The sequence below is a fragment of the Comamonas sp. CMM02 genome, assembly GCF_014851485.1.
GTDB classification, from domain to species: Bacteria; Pseudomonadota; Gammaproteobacteria; order Burkholderiales; family Burkholderiaceae_C; genus Comamonas; species Comamonas avium.
In genome coordinates, this window is sequence record NZ_JACUZW010000007.1 from 1 (window position 1) to 16910 (window position 16910).

Consider the following 16910-nt stretch of genomic DNA (forward strand, 5'->3'; position numbering starts at 1 on the left):
CCGAACAGGACAGTGAAACGACTTTGCGCCGATGATAGTGCGGGTTCCCGTGTGAAAGTAGGTCATCGCTAGGCTCTTACAGCTGCAACACCCCCTGACCTTGAAAGAGGCAGGGGGTTTTGTTTTTAGTAAAAGCACAATTTTTAGCTGGGCAGCACCGAAGTGTTGCTGCTTGGCAGACAGTTATGCCTGATGACCATAGCAAGTTGGTCCCACGCCTTCCCATCCCGAACAGGACCGTGAAACGACTTTGCGCCGATGATAGTGCGGACTCCCGTGTGAAAGCAGGTCATCGTCAGGCCCTTACCGTGACAAACCCCTGACCTTGGCAAGAGGCAGGGGTTTTTGTTTTAGCGGTGAGGGAAAGCGTACTTAGTGCTCAAAAGCAAAATCACAAGAAATAAGAGCGCACTGCGTGCGCTCTTATTGAAGTTCAGATAGTTATCTATCTAAAACTAAATGCAGGAACGCGTAGAGCGCTCTTTTTTATTTGGTTTCTGCGGGTGCATGAATGGCATCTGCGCCATGTTTCTCACCGCTCATATCTACTTGGTCGCCAAATTGCATGATCATATAAAGAGAAATGGCCGCAAAAATGGCGAAACCTACAGCAATTTTCCACATATCAGTCTCCTAAATATCGTATTTAAAAATTTGCGAGCAGGCCATAAAAAAAGCCCCAACTCGAAAGAGTTGAGGCTTAAACCTTGGAGCAAGCCCTGCTTGAATTAAACCAAGCAGGCATTGCAGAGAGCTTACGCTCGCTTAGAACAGGTGGCGAACACCCACTGCGATAGAGCGGAAGTTGTCGCCGGCAGTGGGCACGCCATAAGCAGCATCATCACCATTGTTGATTTTGGTGAAGTAGCCGTACACCTTGGTGCGCTTGCTCAGGTTGTAGTTGTAGCCCAGTGTCCACTGGGTAGCAGATGTTTTGGCACCAGACAGATCGCCCTTGTAAGCTTGTGCACGACCAACGTTGGCGTGGAATTCAGAAGCACCCAGGGTGTACATTGCAGCCAGACGGTAAGCGTGGCGCTTGGTGTCCAAGTTGATGCCGGTAGCAGATGCATCAGCCTTGTAGTACTGGTAGTAAGCGCCCAGTGTCAGAGCATTGATGGAGTAGCTGGCACGCAGACCCAGTTGCTGCTCTTTCACATCAAAGGCACCGTCAGTCTTGGCACGGGTGTAGCCCAATCCCAGACCCAAGGGGCCGTTGTTGTAGTTCAAAGATGCATCAAAAGCGCCTTTGTGTTCGCCTGCCACTGCGAGCGTGTTTGTGCCATCGCCAGGCAAGGCTGTATTGCGGTTAGCTTTTTCACCAAAGCCGTAGTTGAATTCTGCAGTCATGCCACCGAATTCAGGCGAGCGGTAAGAGATTTGGTTGCCTTCAGGGAAGACATAGGCATACAGCGCATCAGCCGAAGTACCGGTGTCATGGTTGTGCATGCTGATGTAGTCTGCGGTGGCCAAATAAGAGCCAACGTTGAACTTGCCCAAACGCACGGTACCGAAGTTGCCGGACAGATTGATTTCGGAATGGCGTTGGAAGTTGATGCCTGCGCCAGTGCTGCCTGTGCCATCGTCGGAACCGAAGTTGCCTTCCAGTTGGAAGCCTGCCTTCAAACCGTTGCCAAGATCCTCAGTGCCGCGGAAGCCGATGTACGAGGAATTGCTGTTCATGACCGACTTGCTTTCGTCACCAATTTTTTGGTGCTCAACAGTGGTGTTGATACGGCCATACACGTTTACGCTGCTTTGGGCCAGAGCGGCCGATGTGCCGCAGACGGCCAGAACGGCCAACATCAGGCGAGTTGTCTTCGTCATGTTATTTCCTTGGGTGGGTTTGAAGGTAGCCAGTAACTTGGGTGTTAGACACATTCACCGGGCTAGACAAATTCTAGTTTTGTGCGACCTGATAGGGGTAATTCAAGTGAATATTTGATGACATGTGACGCATTGCAACAACAAAGCTGCTTGGCATGCACCATCAAGATTCAGTGCTATCAATAAAACGCCCCGCTAAAGAGCGGGGCGCACCAAAAAGGTTTGGCTTATGAGGTGACTGATTAGTCGTCAGCGTAGATGTCTACATCCTTGGTGTCACGCAAGAAGAGTGTGCCAACGACGACGGTCACGCCGGCGATGATGATGGGGTACCACAAGCCGTTGTACATATTGCCGGTCTGAGCAACGATGGCAAACGACATAGTCGGCAACAAACCACCAAACCAGCCATTACCAATGTGGTAGGGCATGCTCATGGATGTGTAGCGGATGCGAGTGGGGAACATCTCCACCAGGATGGCAGCGATGGGACCGTAGACCATGGTGACCAGCAGTACCAGGTAGAACAAGATGCCGATCATCAGCGGCTTGTTCATCTTGGCAGGGTCGGCCTTGTCTGGGTAGCCAGCAGCTTTGAGGGTTTCAGAGACGGCTTTGCTGAATTCGGCGCTCTTGGCTTTGACTTCGTCAGGGCTCAAACCGACGATGCTGTAGCTTGGAATGGTGACATCACCAACCTTGACGACCGCAGTGCTGCCTGCCGGTGCATCTTCAGCGTCATACGACACAGAACGGCTTGCCAGGGCTTGCTTGGCCACATCGCAAGAGCTGGTGAATTTGGCTGTGCCAGTGGGGTTGAACTGGAACGAGCATTCAGCAGGGTTGGCAATGATCACAACGTGCGAGTTCACTTGCGCAGCCGCCAGGTCAGGGTTGGCTGCGTGGGTCAGCGCCTTGAACACAGGGAAGTAGGTGAATACAGCCAACGCGCAGCCCAGCATGATGATGGGCTTGCGGCCAATTTTGTCAGACAGGGTACCGAAGACTACGAAGAAAGGCGTGCCCAACAGCAGAGCTGCTGCAATCATCAGGTTGGCTGTGACTGCGTCTACTTTCAGTTGCTGTGTCAGGAAGAACAGCGCGTAGAACTGACCGGTGTACCAGACCACGGCTTGACCAGCCGTCAGACCGACCAAAGCCAGCAGCACAATCTTCAGGTTTTTCCATTGGCCGAAAGATTCGGTCAGAGGAGCCTTGGAGGTCTTGCCCTCGGCCTTCATCTTCTGGAAGGCTGGGGACTCATGCAAGGTCATGCGGATCCATACCGAAATCGCCAGCAGCAAGATGGAGACCAGGAAAGGAATGCGCCAGCCCCAGTCAACAAACTTTTCTTCGCCCAGGCCAGTGCGTACACCCAAAATTACCAGCAGCGACAGGAATAGACCCAAGGTTGCTGTGGTTTGGATCCACGATGTGTAGGCGCCGCGCTTGCCTTGAGGGGCGTGCTCTGCCACATAGGTGGCAGCACCGCCGTACTCACCACCGAGCGCCAAACCTTGCAGCATGCGCAGGGCAATCAGAATCACCGGAGCTGCAACGCCAATGCTGGCGTATGTTGGCAAGATGCCCACGATGAACGTGGAGATACCCATGATCAGGATGGTCACCAAGAAGGTGTACTTGCGACCAATCATGTCACCCAGGCGGCCGAACACCAGCGCACCAAAGGGACGAACGATAAAGCCTGCTGCAAATGCCAGCAGCGCAAAAATGAAGGCGGAGCCTGCATCCAAACCGCTGAAGAACTGCTTGGCAATAATGGCTGCGAGCGAGCCGTAGAGGTAGAAGTCATACCACTCGAACACGGTGCCGAGGGATGAAGCAAAGATCACTTTGCGTTCTTCTGGCGTCATGGGCCGGTGGGCGGCTGCGCCCTTCGGTCCTACGCCGTTTGCAGCGTTGATGGCCATGTTGTTGTCTCCTGAATGTGTTTATGTGAGCCGCTATGTGCGGGCAATCACATTTTTGGAGTCAGTACTGACCGGCTTCTGACGCGAATCCAACATGGGCTTGCGTCAAACTGACGCGGCTCTGACAATTTCAGGTCTAACCCGCGCTTGCCATTTCGCCATGTGGCAAACGGTAAATTGCCTAGAAGCAATGGCCGGATCTGAAATCAGGCCAAACCCGAGGAAATGGTGTTGGCGTTTTCCCATGCCTCGGATTGAAACCAGGGGCTGCCGCTTAAAAAATCGCGCAGCATGGGCAAGCTGTCCAAGCCCCAAAAAATCTGGCCTTTCACCTCGAATGCGGGGACCCCAAAGAGGCCCAGTTCGGAGGCTTTTTCGGTATTGCTGCGCAGCCAGAGTTTGGCTTGTTCTACCGCCTCTGGGGTTGGGGGCAATTGCGCTTGAAGCTGCGCTTGCAGTTGTTGCAAGCGTGCAGTGGCGATGGCATCGTTGCCACCTTCCCAGACATGGCGAAAGATGGTTTCAGTAACAAAACGGTTGGTGCTGCCATCGGTGCTGGTTTGCAGTGCTAAACGCAGCAAGGGCAGGGGATTGAATGGGTGTGCAGCAGGCATTTGCAGGGCAATGCCCATCTGCTGGCCCAGCCATGTTGCATGGCGGTAGGTCCATACACGCTTTGCTGGAATTCCTACGGGGCCTGGATTACCGTGTTGCTGCAGTAAGGCTGCCAACAGTACAGGCCGATACTCCACCCGGTAGCTCACACCCGCCAGGGTCTGTGGCAACTGCTGAAAAGCCAGCCAGGCATAGGGCGACACAAAATCCAAGTACATGGTGATGTGGTGCATGTCGGCATTCCTCTCGGGTAATGGTTCAGACGGTTGGATAACAACGCTCTTTGATCTTCAGCCAGATCTGGCGCTGGGCGCTGGCGTCACTGCTGCCCCAGGCGCGCAGCTCTTCAAGCGTGCGCAGGCAACCTTCGCAATACTGCCGTGCAGCGTCCATGCGGCACACAGAGACGCAGGGCGACGGTGGTGCAACCGTTGCATCGGGTGCAAGCAGGCGGTTCAACTCGACCGTGCGTAGCTTGCGCAGCAATGCTTTGGGCGCAGGGGGGATGGCATGGGACACTTATACAGACTCCACCACAGGGGGTTGCACGATATCGACGATGGGCGCTTGGGTCAGTGATTGCAGATCCTGCAAGCTGAGCGCGAATACGGCATGGGGGTGGCCCGCAGCAGCCCACAGCACATCAAAACGCTCCAATGTGCTGTCAATCAAGGTTAAGGGTGGGTGCAGGTGCGCGACAGGACTGACGCCGCCAATCGAAAAACCTGTTCGTGCTTTCACAAACTCGGCGTCTGCACGACCAATCTTTCCGATCAAGGCTGCCAGCTTCTTTTCGTCCACACGGCGATCACCTGCGGCGATGACCAGTACGTGGGCCCCATCTTCCTTGCGTTTGAAGATGACGCTTTTGGCCACTTGCCCAACCAAAATGCCCAGCTGGTCTGCCGCCTCCTGGGCGGTACGTGCCGCGCCATTGAGCATCCGAGGGCTGTGAGGGTGGCTGGCCGTCTGCAGAAAATACGCAACGCGTTGCACACTGTCAGGCAAAGGATGCACTTCAGAGCCGCACATATCAAACGGTCTCGCACACCGCAGCACTGGTGCGCTTGGCCAGCAAGGCCTTGGCGACACGTGACTGGGTCGGGCGGCCCAGTGCCTGGCTGATGAACTCGCCGGCATCTACCAGCTTGTCTAAATCCACTCCGGTTTCGATACCCATGCCATGCAGCATGTAGACCACATCTTCAGTAGCAACGTTCCCTGTGGCACCCTTGGCGTACGGGCAGCCACCCAAACCTGCCACGGCAGTATCAAACTGCCAGACACCCATGGCCAGTGCTGCCAGGGTATTGGCAACAGCCTGGCCATAGGTGTCGTGGAAATGGCCTGACACGTCATTGATATCAAAGTGCTGCAAAGTGGCTTCCAGGGCTTTGCGCACCTTGATGGGGGTGCCCACGCCAATGGTGTCTGCCACGCCAATATGCTGCACACCGATGTCTTTCATGAGCTTGGCCAGATAGCCCACTTGTGCGGGGGCGACATCGCCTTCGTAAGGGCAGCCTACCGTGCAGCTCATGGCGCCACGCACATAAATGCCTGCAGCACGGGCAGCGGCTACCACTGGCGCAAAGCGTTCAATGCTTTCAGCGATAGAGCAGTTGATGTTTTTTTGACTGAATGCCTCGCTGGCAGCGCCAAACACCACGATTTCATCGGGTCGGGACAGCAGCGCAGCTTCAAAGCCTTTCATGTTGGGCGTCAGTACCGAATAGCGCACATCCGCACGGCGTGTGATGCCTGCCATGACCTCGGCGTTGTCTGCCATCTGAGGCACCCATTTGGGCGAGACAAAGCTGGTCACTTCAATCTCTTTGTGCCCAGCTTCTTGCAGGCGGTGCACCAGCTCAATCTTGACCGCCGCAGATACGGGCTGCTTTTCATTTTGCAGACCGTCGCGGGGGCCCACTTCAACCAGTTTGACGCGGGTGGGGTAGGACATGTGTGTTTCCTCCTGGGTATGCAAAAAAGTGATCAATAGCCGCGTTGGGTATCGACCATGCCCTGCACGGTTTCGCCACGGCTCATGGCAGCCACTTTGCCCACAATTTGCGCAATGCTTTCTTCGCGCAGGGTGCGGGCAGAGGTGTGCGGGGTCATGGTGATTTGCGGCACCTTCCAGAAAGCGTGGTCGGCAGGCAAGGGTTCCTGGCGGAACACATCCAGCAGAGCGCCCGCCACGTGGCCTTCTTCAATCAGAGCGATCAGGTCTGCATCGACCAAATGCGCGCCGCGCGCTACGTTGATGACGTAGGCCCCGGGCATCAGTTGCTGCAGCGTGCTGCGATTGATGACATTTTCGGTGTCTGGTGTCAGGGGCAGCAGATTGACCAAAATACGTGTGCCACGCAAAAACTCGGTAAAGCCCGCTTCGCCGCTGAAGGTGTGCACGCCATCGATCTGCTTGGCCGAACGGCTCCAGCCGCGCACGGGAAACTCAAACACGCCCAGTGCCTTGGCCACGCGCTCGCCCAGCACACCCAGACCCATTACGCCGACGGGAAAGTCAGCACGCATCTGGGGCTTGCGAAAGGCCCAGTTGCCCGCTTTCATATCTGCCTCATAGCCATCCAGTTCGCGGAAATGGCGAATGACCGCTTGCGTCACATACTCAGCCATCTGAACCGACATGCCGGCATCGTCTAACCGCACCACCTTGGCATGGGCAGGTAGCTGCAGTTTGAGCAGTCCATCCACCCCGGCACCGATGTTGAACAGGCCTTTGAGGCCCGGCTGTTCATCCATGAATTGCTGGGGCGGTGCCCAGACCACGGCGTAATCTGCCTGTGGTGCGCCGGGCGCCCAAACGTCAACCTCTGCATGCGGCAAGGCCGTACGCAGTCCCTCCAACCAAGGTTCGGCCTTGGTGCCCGTGCAGCAAAAAGTGACTTTCATGGCCGCTGAGGGTACAGGCTGGTGCGCTCGCCGTCTGTCATGCTGGTTATGGTTTTCAAAAAAAGGAGCTGCTAGCGCTTCTGTTTCAAGCATTTCAGATGTATTTGTATTTGAAGATGGCTGTCATCAAGCGCCAGAAGCTCTCATTTTTTTAAGGACTCTCAGGCGGCTGCGGTGGCTTCAATGCGGATCAGCTCCGCTCCTTCGGTGACTTGGTCGCCAGGGGCGTACAGCAGCTCTTGCACCACACCATCGGCTGGGGCGGCAATGGTGTGCTCCATCTTCATGGCTTCCATCACAGCCAGAGGCTGGCCCTTGGTGACCGTGTCGCCAGCCTGCACGGCAAACGACACCACCTTGCCAGGCATGGGCGCTGTCAGGCGACCGCCTTCGCTGTGGCCTTCGCCGGCGTGGGCCAGCGGGTCTTGCAGCTCCAGCATTACCGCGCCACGGGGCGTAAAGATGTGGCGTGCGTCGCCCGCTACATGTACGTGTGCGCTGGTTCGCTCATCGGCAAACATGACTTGCAATCCGCCGCAGGCATTGTCAGTGGCCGCGCGCCACTGCAAATCACCTCGGGTGGTGTTGCCGCCCTCAGTCACCTGTAGTTGCAATGCGCCGTGGCGGCCATACGTCAGTACCGCAGACACGGTGGCGCTGCCATGCAACCATTCAAAGCCGCGCTGCACGGTGGCGTGCGACTGCCAGCCATCGCGGCGGCTGAACGGGTCATGGCCTTGCAGCGCTTGTTCAGCCTGCAACTGGTGTGCCACGGCCACTGCTGCAGCCAGTGGCAGCGGCAAGGCGGTCTGATCGAACAAGGCGGCTTTCTCGCGCTCGATCAAGGCCGTGTCCAGCTTGGCCTGCGCAAAAGCGTTGCTCTTGACGACATGGCGCAAAAACTGCACGTTGGTGGCCAGACCCACGATCTGCGTGTGTGCCAGTGCAGTGTCCAGTCGTGCCAGTGCCTGCTCACGGGTGTCGCCGCGCACGATGAGCTTGGCAATCATGCTGTCGTAAAACGGGCTGATGGCATCGCCTTCGCGCACACCATCGTCCACGCGCACATCGCTGATGGAAAAACTGCTGCACGCCGGCTTGCGGTACACCTGCAGCGTGCCGGTAGCGGGCAAGAAACCGTTGTCCGGGTTTTCGGCACAAATCCGCGCCTCGATGGCGTGGCCGATGATTTTCAGCTCGGACTGCTGCTTGGGCAGGGCTTGCCCTGCGGCCACGCGCAATTGCCACTCCACCAGGTCTTCGCCAGTGATGGCTTCGGTCACGGGGTGTTCTACCTGCAGCCGCGTGTTCATCTCCATGAAATAAAACTGCATGGCATCGGGCTGGTCGTAGCCGCCGGGCTGCTCAACGATGAATTCCACCGTGCCTGCGCCCACATAGTTCACGGCCTTGGCTGCGGCCACTGCAGCGTTGCCCATTTTCTGGCGCAGCGCTGCGGTCATGCCGGGGGCGGGGGCTTCTTCCAGTACTTTCTGGTGGCGGCGCTGTACTGAGCAATCGCGCTCAAACAGGTACACGCAGTTGCCCTGGGTGTCGCCAAACACCTGAATTTCGATGTGGCGTGGGCGCAGCACGTACTTTTCCACCAGCACCGCGTCGTTGCCGAAACTGTTGATGGCTTCGCGCTGGCAACTGGCCAAGGCTGCGGCAAAGTCCTGACTGTGCTCGACCAGTCGCATGCCCTTGCCACCGCCACCAGCGCTGGCCTTGATCAGCACCGGGTAACCCATGCGGTCGGCCTCACGTTGCAGCAGGGCAGGATCCTGATCGGCTCCGTGGTAGCCGGGCACCAGTGGCACGCCGGCTTTTTCCATCAATTGCTTGGATTCGGCCTTCAGACCCATGGCGCGAATGGCGCTGGCTGGAGGGCCAATGAACACCAGCCCTGCGGCCTGGCAGGCGTTGGCAAAGTCTTCGTTTTCGCTCAGAAAGCCATAACCGGGGTGAATGGCCTGTGCGCCGGTTTGCTGGGCCGCCTGCAAAATGCGCTCCCAGCGCAAATAGCTGTCTTTGGGCGCACTGCCGCCAATGTGCACGGCCTCGTCGCAGGCTGCAACGTGTTTGGCCTGGGCATCGGCGTCGGAATACACCGCTACGGTCTGGATACCCAGACGGCGTGCCGTTGCGGCAACCCGGCAGGCGATTTCACCGCGATTGGCAATCAGAATCTTTTTAAACATGCTTTGTCTCCGTGTATCTGTATTTTTGACCTCTAACGCTGATGTAAAAAAGCGCTAGTAGCTATGTTTTGGGAAGGGCAGGAGGTGGGGGCGAATCGTTCGATCCCATCCAAGCTTTGAGCCTGCGAATGGCAGCTTTGAGAAAGCGCCACAGCAACCAAGTGACGATCCACATGGCAATGACGGTCACCACCAGCAGCACGGCGAACACCGCAGGGCTGGTCAGCGCCAGCCACACCGCGCCGACAGCTGCGGTGTCTTCTGCCAAGCTGGCGCCTACGTTGCTGAAGGGTTCGGGGCTGGTGTTGATAAGGGCGCGGGTGGTGGTCTTGGCCGCCTGGCTGGTAGCAGCCAGCGTGCCGCCCATCAGTGCGGCGAAGGTGGCCATGGTGGCGTTGTCGGCGCCAAATACGCCAGCGGCCAGCGCCGCACCGGCGGGTACGCGCAGCACGCTTTGCAGCAAGTCCCACAGCGAATCTACGCCCGGTATCTTGTCGGCGAAAAACTCCACAAACAACATGCCGCCACTGGCCACCAGCATCAGCGGATGCTCCAGCACATGCAGGCCACCGGGCAACACCATCCACCCCGTTGCACCCAGCATGCCAACGACGAACACCACCACATAGAGGCGAAAGCCACTGGCCCAGCCCAAGGCCGCTGCCAAGGCCAGCAGGCTGGCCACATCCATGCCACTGGCCGCCTGGCCAACGGTGGTTGCCACGTCGCTGGCGCTGTTGAGCACTGCCGTGCCCGCTTGCTCTACGGCTTCGCGGTTGGGGTGCAGGCCCACGCTGTGCAGCCATTGGAGGATGGAGTCCCAGACGTTGTTCATGGGGTGGTGCTCTCAGGCAGTTAGAACGCTTTCACGATAACCAGGCCGGCTTGCGTTTGCCCAGAAAAGCTTGCACACCCTCTTTGCCTTCATTGCTGGCGCGGATGTCGGCAATGCTCTCAACGGTCTGGCGTGTGAGCTGGGGGGTGATCTCGCGCTCTGCTGTCTCCAGCACCAGCTGCTTGCAGGCCCGCACAGCGGCTGGCCCGGCTTGCAGCAGGTTTTTGAGCAGGCTGTCCACCGCGTGGTCCAGCTCGTCTGCGCCTACCACCTCATGTACAAAGCCCATGCGCAGCGCCTCGGCGGCGTCAAAGCGCTCGCCGGTCAAAAAGTAGCGGTGCCCGGCACGCGGGCCCATGGCACGCAACACATAGGGGGCGATGGTGGCTGGGATCAGGCCAATCTTCACTTCGCTCAGGCAGAACTGGGCTGTCTCAACCGCCACAGCCATGTCGCACGCGGCCACCAGACCCATGCCGCCGGCATACACATCGCCTTGCACGCGGGCAATCGTGGGGTGGGGGCAGGTGTAGATGGTGTGCATCATGGCGGCCAGCTTGCCGGCGTCCACTACGTTTTCTTCGCGGCTGTAATCCGCCATGCGGCGCATCCAGTTGAGGTTGGCTCCAGCACAAAAGGCCGGGCCTTCAGCGGCCAGTATCACGGCGCGCACATCAGCATGCTGGGCCACGGTTTCAAAGGCGGCGGTGATTTCGGCAATCACTTCGTCGCTGAACGCATTGCGAATTTCAGGCTGGCTCAGCGTGATAGTGGCAGCGCCAGCGTTGATGGTCAGGGTGACGGGGCGGGTCATGGCTTGCTCCTGGTGGCTGAGGTCTATTACATGCGGAACACGCCAAAACGCGTGTCATCGATAGGCGCATTGCGGCTGGCAGACAACCCCAGCGCCAGCACGCGGCGAGTATCGGCAGGGTCGATCACGCCGTCGTCCCACAGGCGGGCGCTGGCAAAGTAGGGGTGGCCCTGATCTTCGTACTGCTGGCGGATAGGGGCTTTGAAGGCTTCTTCTTCAGCGGCTGACCACTGACCGCCTTTGGCTTCAATGCCGTCACGTTTCACAGTAGCCAGCACGCTGGCGGCCTGCTCGCCACCCATCACGCTGATGCGTGCGTTGGGCCACATCCACAGAAAGCGTGGGCTGAAGGCGCGGCCACACATACCGTAGTTGCCTGCGCCAAAGCTGCCACCAATGATGACGGTGAACTTGGGCACCGCCGCAGTCGCCACCGCCGTCACCAGCTTGGCGCCGTGGCGTGCAATGCCTTCGTTTTCGTACTTGCGGCCCACCATGAAGCCGGTGATGTTTTGCAGGAATACCAGCGGAATCTTGCGCTGGCAGCACAGCTCGATGAAGTGCGCTCCCTTTACGGCTGATTCGCTGAACAGAATGCCGTTGTTGGCAATGATGCCCACTTGCATGCCCTCGATACGGGCAAAGCCGCACACCAGCGTGCTGCCAAAACGGGCCTTGAATTCGTCAAACACGCTGCCGTCAACCACGCGGGCGATGATCTCGCGCACATCAAACGGCTTGCGGGTGTCGGTGGGGATGACACCGTACAGCTCTTGCGCGTCAAATAGTGGCGCTGCTGGAGCATGATCTGATGGGTTGGCAGCCTTGTTCTTGTTCAAATTCTTCACGGCAGTGCGGGCCAGTGCCAGTGCATGCACGTCGTTTTCTGCCAGATGGTCGGCCACGCCGGACAGGCGCGTATGTACATCACCACCGCCCAGGTCTTCGGCACTGACGACCTCGCCAGTGGCTGCTTTCACCAGCGGGGGGCCACCCAAGAAGATGGTGCCCTGGTTTTTGACGATGATGGATTCATCGCTCATGGCTGGAACATAGGCACCACCCGCCGTGCACGAACCCATCACTACGGCAATTTGCGCAATGCCTTGCGCACTCATGTTGGCCTGGTTAAAGAAGATGCGACCAAAGTGGTCACGGTCAGGAAAGACATCATCCTGATTAGGCAGGTTGGCGCCGCCGGAGTCCACCAGATAAATGCACGGCAGCTGATTTTGCTGGGCAATCTCTTGGGCGCGCAGGTGTTTTTTGACCGTCATTGGGTAGTAGGTGCCGCCTTTGACGGTGGCGTCGTTGCACACCACCATGCAGTCCACGCCACTGACGCGGCCAATGCCCGCAATCAGGCCTGCACCCGGAGCATCGTTGCTGTACATGTTCAGCGCAGCCAGCGGAGCCAGTTCCAGAAATGGTGTGCCGGGGTCCAGCAGTTGCTGCACGCGGTCGCGCGGCAGCAGCTTGCCGCGTGCCAGGTGCTTGGCGCGTGCGGCTTCACCGCCGCCTTGTGCAATCTGCGTGCAACGTGCGCGCAATTCATCCACAACGGCCTGCATGGCGCGGGCGTTGGACTGAAAGTCCGCCGAGCGCGGATTGAGTTGGCTGGTCAAAATACTCATGCTGTCTCCTGGTGCTTCCTCGGGTTTACCCGATATTTACCCATGGTCTTTGTGCCCGTCTGACACTGGCGCGCGAGTGCACGCCCAAAAATGTTCTATGCATACTGTTGAAACCGTCTTGCTCGTGCTGATGCTGGGTGCCCTTACGGGCATCGCTGCGCGCTATGTCCGAGCCATACCGCTGCCCCTGATTCAGATTGCCATCGGCGCACTGATCGCCTGGCCCCAAAAGGGTTTGCACATTGCGTTTGATCCTGAGCTGTTCATGCTGCTCTTCATTCCGCCGCTGCTGTTTGCCGATGGCTGGCGCATTCCCAAGCGCGAATTCTTTGCTCTGGCCAAGCCCATCTTGCTGCTGGCACTGGTGCTGGTGCTGTTCACGGTACTCGGTCTGGGCTACCTCATCCACTGGATGATTCCCAGCATGCCGCTGCTGGTGGCGTTTGCACTGGCAGCCGTGGTCTCGCCCACCGATGCGGTGGCCGTATCGGCCATCACGCGTAACCTGGGCATGCCGCACAAGACCATGCACATGCTGGAAGGAGAGTCGCTGCTCAACGATGCCTCGGGTCTGGTGGCCGTGAAGTTCGCCGTGGCGGCGGTGCTCACAGGGGTGTTTTCGTGGAGCAATGTTGCCAAGGACTTTATGTGGATGGCCCTGGGCGGCCTGGGCGTGGGCGCTGCCATGGGCTGGGGTTTCAGCTATGCCCGCGACACCATCACCCGCCGGGTGGGTGATGTGGCGGCAACCCAGATGGTGCTGCTGCTGGTGCTGCTGCCCTTTGCCTCGTACATCGTGGGCGAAAAGATTGGCGTATCGGGTATCTTGGCCGCAGTGGCTGCGGGTATTGCTACCAATTTTGCCGATCTGGATCGCTCCAACTTCATCTCGGAGCGGTTGCAGACCGAGGGCACCTGGAGCATGGTGGAATCCGCTTTCAACGGTGCCATCTTCTTGCTGCTGGGCTTGCAGCTGCCTTCCATCATGGGCACGACCATCTTGCATTCCGGTCATGAATGGTGGGCGCTTCTGGGCTATGTGGCGGCCATTTCGTTCGCGCTGCTGTTTGTGCGCTGGCTGTGGATTACCGTTGGCGTGCAGCGCGCACTGCGCAAGGCGCACCAAGAAGGAAAGATGGCCGAGGCCCCCTCCAAATTGCTCAATCTTGCCACCACCATGGCGGGTATTCGCGGTGCGGTCACGCTGGCTGCGGCCTTGTCTATCCCTGTAGCGCTGAGTGACGGCACCCCGTTTCCCGAGCGTGACTTGCTGATCTTTCTGGCCACTGGCGTGATCTTGTTCACGCTGGTGCTGGGTGCCATCAGCCTGCCCCTGATTTTGCGCTGCATGCCCGCGCATGAAGACACCGAAACGCAGCAAGAAGAGCGCTTTGCGCGCACGGCGGCGTGTAAGGCTGCGATTGTCAGCCTGACGATGACCGAAGAAGACTTGCAGCAGCACGACGAGCAATGGGTGGCCCAGTACCAGGAGGTGGTGGGGCGCATCACGCAGGAATACCGCAACCGCATTCACTTGCTGGATGACACGGGCATCGCCAATTCCACCGAGGCCCAGCGCGATACACCGGAAATGGTGCATGAGCGCCGCCATCGCTATGTGAAAGAGATGGAGCTGCGCCTGCACTGCATTCAGGTGGAGCGTGACACGCTGTATGCCGAGCGACAGGCACATCGCATCAACGATGAAACCTTGCGTGGCATGGTCAGTGAGCTGGACATGTCGGAGGTGTCGCTGCGCAAGCGTCTGGCCGTGTCGCGCAAAGCGGCAGGTATCCCTGCCGCAGATGCGGAGCACTGAGGCGGGGGGCGTAGCCATGACGGGGGCGCTGCACATAAACGGCGGTGTCTCCAGAGGATGGGGCGCAGGTTGCAAAACCTGCCGCCTTTTTTATGCCACCAGCTTAGAGCAAGTCAGGGGGCAGAAGGCGTCGCAAAGGTTGCAATAATTGCCATATGAGCACCCCTTTGCTGATTCCGGAAAGTGCCGGTATCCACCCCGCCGTGACGCCCATGGCCTTTGTGCATGCGGTATTACAGGCATATGCACAGCGCGGCATCGTGCCGGACGCCGCCTTGCAGGCGGCACAGATTGCGCCAGCCGCTTTACAAGACCCGCAGGCGCGCATTACCGCGCTGCAGATGGAGCATTTGTGCGGCACGGCAATGCGCGAGCTCGATGACGAGGGGCTGGGCTGGTTCAGCCGTCGTCTGCCCTGGGGCAGCTATGGACTGCTGGCACGGGCCAGCATCAGCAGTCCGTCGCTGGGGCTGGCGATAGCTCGCTGGTGCCGCCACCATGGTCTGCTGGCTGCCGACATCACCCTGCAGCTGCTGGTGGATGGCAGCCAGGCACGCATCACACTGCGTGAGGAGCGCGATCTGGGGGATTTGCGGGAGTTTTGCGTACTTTCGGTGCTGCGCAATCTGCACGGCTTTGCCAGCTGGCTGGTAGACAAGCATCTGCCAGTGCACCAGGCCAGTTTCCCGTACCCAGCCCCGGGACATGCCGATGTGTATAGGCGGCTGTTTGGGGCTCCGGTGCAGTTTGCTGCCCCAATGGCATGCATTGAGCTGGATGCGCAATGGCTGCAACTGCCCGTAGTGCGCGATGAGGCGGCACTCAACACCATGCTGCAGCGTGCCTTGCCACTGCAGGTACGCCCCTACAAGCCTGCACAACCTTTGGTGCAGCAGGTGCGGCAAGTGCTGGCCGCGCACCCGCAGTGTCTGCATACGGCGGCCAGTGTCTGCGCCCAGCTGCACATCGCGCCGCGCAGCCTGCACCGGCAGTTGCAGGCGCAGGGTAGCAGCCTGCAGCAGCTCAAAGACGATGTGCGCCAGCACCGTGCCCTGCATTTGCTGCAGCGCAGCGACATGCCCATCAAGCGCATTGCCCAGTCCTGCGGTTTTGCAGGAGAGAAAAGTTTTATCCGCGCTTTTCATGGGTGGACGGGGCAAGCCCCGGGTGCTTATCGACAGGCGCAGCGCCGGCGCTGAAGCCTAAGGCCGCCGGCGCTATGCCACACTGGAGGCATTGGCCCCAAAAAAAACCATAGCTGGTAGCAGCCGCTGCACCAGCACCAAAGGTCTGCAAGGCTTTCAAAATATTTGTTTGAGGTTGTATGCCCAACGTTGCCCCTGCCAGCGCTTTCTCCCACTGGCTCACACCGCGTAGCTTGCTGCGCATTTCTGTGGTGGTAGCGCTGATCACCATCGTGCTCAAGATGATGGCCTGGCAGCTCACCGGTTCGGTCGGTTTGCTGTCTGATGCGCTGGAGTCATTTGTGAATCTTGCGGGTGCCATGTTTGCGCTGGCCATGGTCACGATTGCCCAGCGCCCAGCCGATGACGAACACCCTTACGGCCACCACAAAGCCGAATACTTTTCTGCAGGCTTTGAGGGTTTGCTGGTGGTGGGGGCCAGCGTTGCCATCATCTGGGCCAGCGTTGACCGCTGGCTGCACCCTCAGCCGCTGGAGCGTCTGGACTGGGGGCTGGGCCTGTCAATGGTCAGCACAGTACTCAATGGTGGGCTGGCGTGGTTCATGTTTCGCAGTGCGCGTGTGCACCGATCCATGGCTTTGCAGGGAGATGCCAAGCACCTGATGACTGACGTTTACACCTCGGTGGGCGTGGTGCTGGGTTTGGGTCTGGCCCATGTCACAGGCTGGGTCTGGCTGGATGCCGCTGTGGGCTTGCTGGTGGGTCTGAATATTTTGTGGCACGGAGGGCAACTGGTGTGGAATTCCTCGCAGGGGTTGATGGATGTAGCGGTGGAACCTGCGCAGTTACAAGCGATTGAAGCCGTGCTGACACAGGAAGCGGCGGCGGCGCAGGCCGAAACCGGTGAGCAAATTGTGTTTGACAGCCTTACCACCCGGCAGGCGGGTGAGCGCAGCTTTGTTGACCTGCACCTGCACGTGCCCGGGGCATGGAGCTTGTCGTTGGCTGCCCGCTGGCGCGACCGCACTGAGGCAGCGCTGATGGCCCGCGTGCCCGGGCTGCGCGCCCGCATTGAGCTGCTGCCGCGTGGCGTAGACACCGTGTATGAGCGCCAGGAAAGTGCTGCCGATTGACCCAGCCCCAACGCGGCAAGGGCTGCCCCCGGATAATTGC

15 protein-coding genes and 1 rRNA gene are annotated in these 16910 nt (G+C 58.8%); 4 read left to right on the plus strand and 12 right to left on the minus strand.

Annotation, left to right across the window (positions count from 1 at the left end; genetic code table 11):
• Positions 1-188: 188 nt before the first annotated feature.
• A 5S ribosomal RNA gene (gene rrf / locus IB213_RS17200) occupies positions 189-301 on the plus strand.
• A gap of 185 nt (positions 302-486) precedes the next feature.
• Here the strand turns inward: rrf and IB213_RS17205 are convergent.
• The 12 genes from IB213_RS17205 to IB213_RS17260 all read right to left on the minus strand — a co-directional run bounded on the left by IB213_RS17205 (position 487) and on the right by IB213_RS17260 (position 12773).
• Positions 487-624, minus strand: coding sequence for a hypothetical protein (locus tag IB213_RS17205; RefSeq protein WP_191724273.1), 138 nt, complete (start codon positions 622-624; stop codon positions 487-489).
• A 141-nt stretch (positions 625-765) separates the two neighbouring features.
• Complete coding sequence (locus IB213_RS17210; protein WP_192408053.1) at positions 766-1827, minus strand: porin; 1062 nt, start codon at positions 1825-1827, stop codon at positions 766-768.
• 242 nt (positions 1828-2069) lie between these two features.
• Positions 2070-3758, minus strand: a complete 1689-nt coding sequence (locus tag IB213_RS17215) for an MFS transporter (RefSeq protein WP_191724271.1) — start codon at positions 3756-3758, stop codon at positions 2070-2072.
• A gap of 206 nt (positions 3759-3964) precedes the next feature.
• The gene (locus IB213_RS17220) at positions 3965-4606 is read right to left on the minus strand and encodes a DsbA family protein (protein WP_192408061.1); all 642 of its coding nucleotides are present in this window, start codon (positions 4604-4606) and stop codon (positions 3965-3967) included.
• A gap of 25 nt (positions 4607-4631) precedes the next feature.
• The gene (locus IB213_RS17225; protein ID WP_318244933.1) at positions 4632-4892 is read right to left on the minus strand and encodes a DUF1289 domain-containing protein; all 261 of its coding nucleotides are present in this window, start codon (positions 4890-4892) and stop codon (positions 4632-4634) included.
• On the minus strand, positions 4893-5405 hold the full coding sequence (locus tag IB213_RS17230) for a YbaK/EbsC family protein (RefSeq protein ID WP_191724269.1): 513 nt from the start codon (positions 5403-5405) through the stop codon (positions 4893-4895).
• Between the two features lies 1 nt (position 5406).
• Positions 5407-6336, minus strand: a complete 930-nt coding sequence (locus IB213_RS17235) for a hydroxymethylglutaryl-CoA lyase (RefSeq protein ID WP_192408063.1) — start codon at positions 6334-6336, stop codon at positions 5407-5409.
• Between the two features lie 32 nt (positions 6337-6368).
• On the minus strand, positions 6369-7289 hold the full coding sequence (locus tag IB213_RS17240) for a glyoxylate/hydroxypyruvate reductase A (RefSeq protein ID WP_192408065.1): 921 nt from the start codon (positions 7287-7289) through the stop codon (positions 6369-6371).
• 161 nt (positions 7290-7450) lie between these two features.
• On the minus strand, positions 7451-9490 hold the full coding sequence (locus IB213_RS17245; protein WP_192408067.1) for an acetyl/propionyl/methylcrotonyl-CoA carboxylase subunit alpha: 2040 nt from the start codon (positions 9488-9490) through the stop codon (positions 7451-7453).
• 61 nt (positions 9491-9551) lie between these two features.
• The gene (locus tag IB213_RS17250; RefSeq protein ID WP_191724265.1) at positions 9552-10325 is read right to left on the minus strand and encodes a DUF4126 domain-containing protein; all 774 of its coding nucleotides are present in this window, start codon (positions 10323-10325) and stop codon (positions 9552-9554) included.
• A gap of 31 nt (positions 10326-10356) precedes the next feature.
• On the minus strand, positions 10357-11139 hold the full coding sequence (locus IB213_RS17255) for an enoyl-CoA hydratase/isomerase family protein (RefSeq protein WP_192408069.1): 783 nt from the start codon (positions 11137-11139) through the stop codon (positions 10357-10359).
• A 26-nt stretch (positions 11140-11165) separates the two neighbouring features.
• On the minus strand, positions 11166-12773 hold the full coding sequence (locus IB213_RS17260; protein WP_191724263.1) for a carboxyl transferase domain-containing protein: 1608 nt from the start codon (positions 12771-12773) through the stop codon (positions 11166-11168).
• A 97-nt stretch (positions 12774-12870) separates the two neighbouring features.
• On the opposite strand from IB213_RS17260, the gene IB213_RS17265 reads away from it, so the two are divergent.
• The 3 genes from IB213_RS17265 (at position 12871) to IB213_RS17275 (ending at position 16870) form a co-directional block, all read left to right on the plus strand.
• Positions 12871-14592, plus strand: a complete 1722-nt coding sequence (locus IB213_RS17265) for a Na+/H+ antiporter (protein ID WP_191724262.1) — start codon at positions 12871-12873, stop codon at positions 14590-14592.
• Between the two features lie 155 nt (positions 14593-14747).
• Positions 14748-15791 (plus strand): AraC family transcriptional regulator, encoded by a 1044-nt coding sequence (locus IB213_RS17270; protein WP_192408071.1) that lies wholly within the window; start codon positions 14748-14750, stop codon positions 15789-15791.
• 125 nt (positions 15792-15916) lie between these two features.
• Positions 15917-16870 (plus strand): cation diffusion facilitator family transporter, encoded by a 954-nt coding sequence (locus IB213_RS17275; protein ID WP_192408073.1) that lies wholly within the window; start codon positions 15917-15919, stop codon positions 16868-16870.
• The last annotated feature ends 40 nt before the right edge of the window (positions 16871-16910 follow it).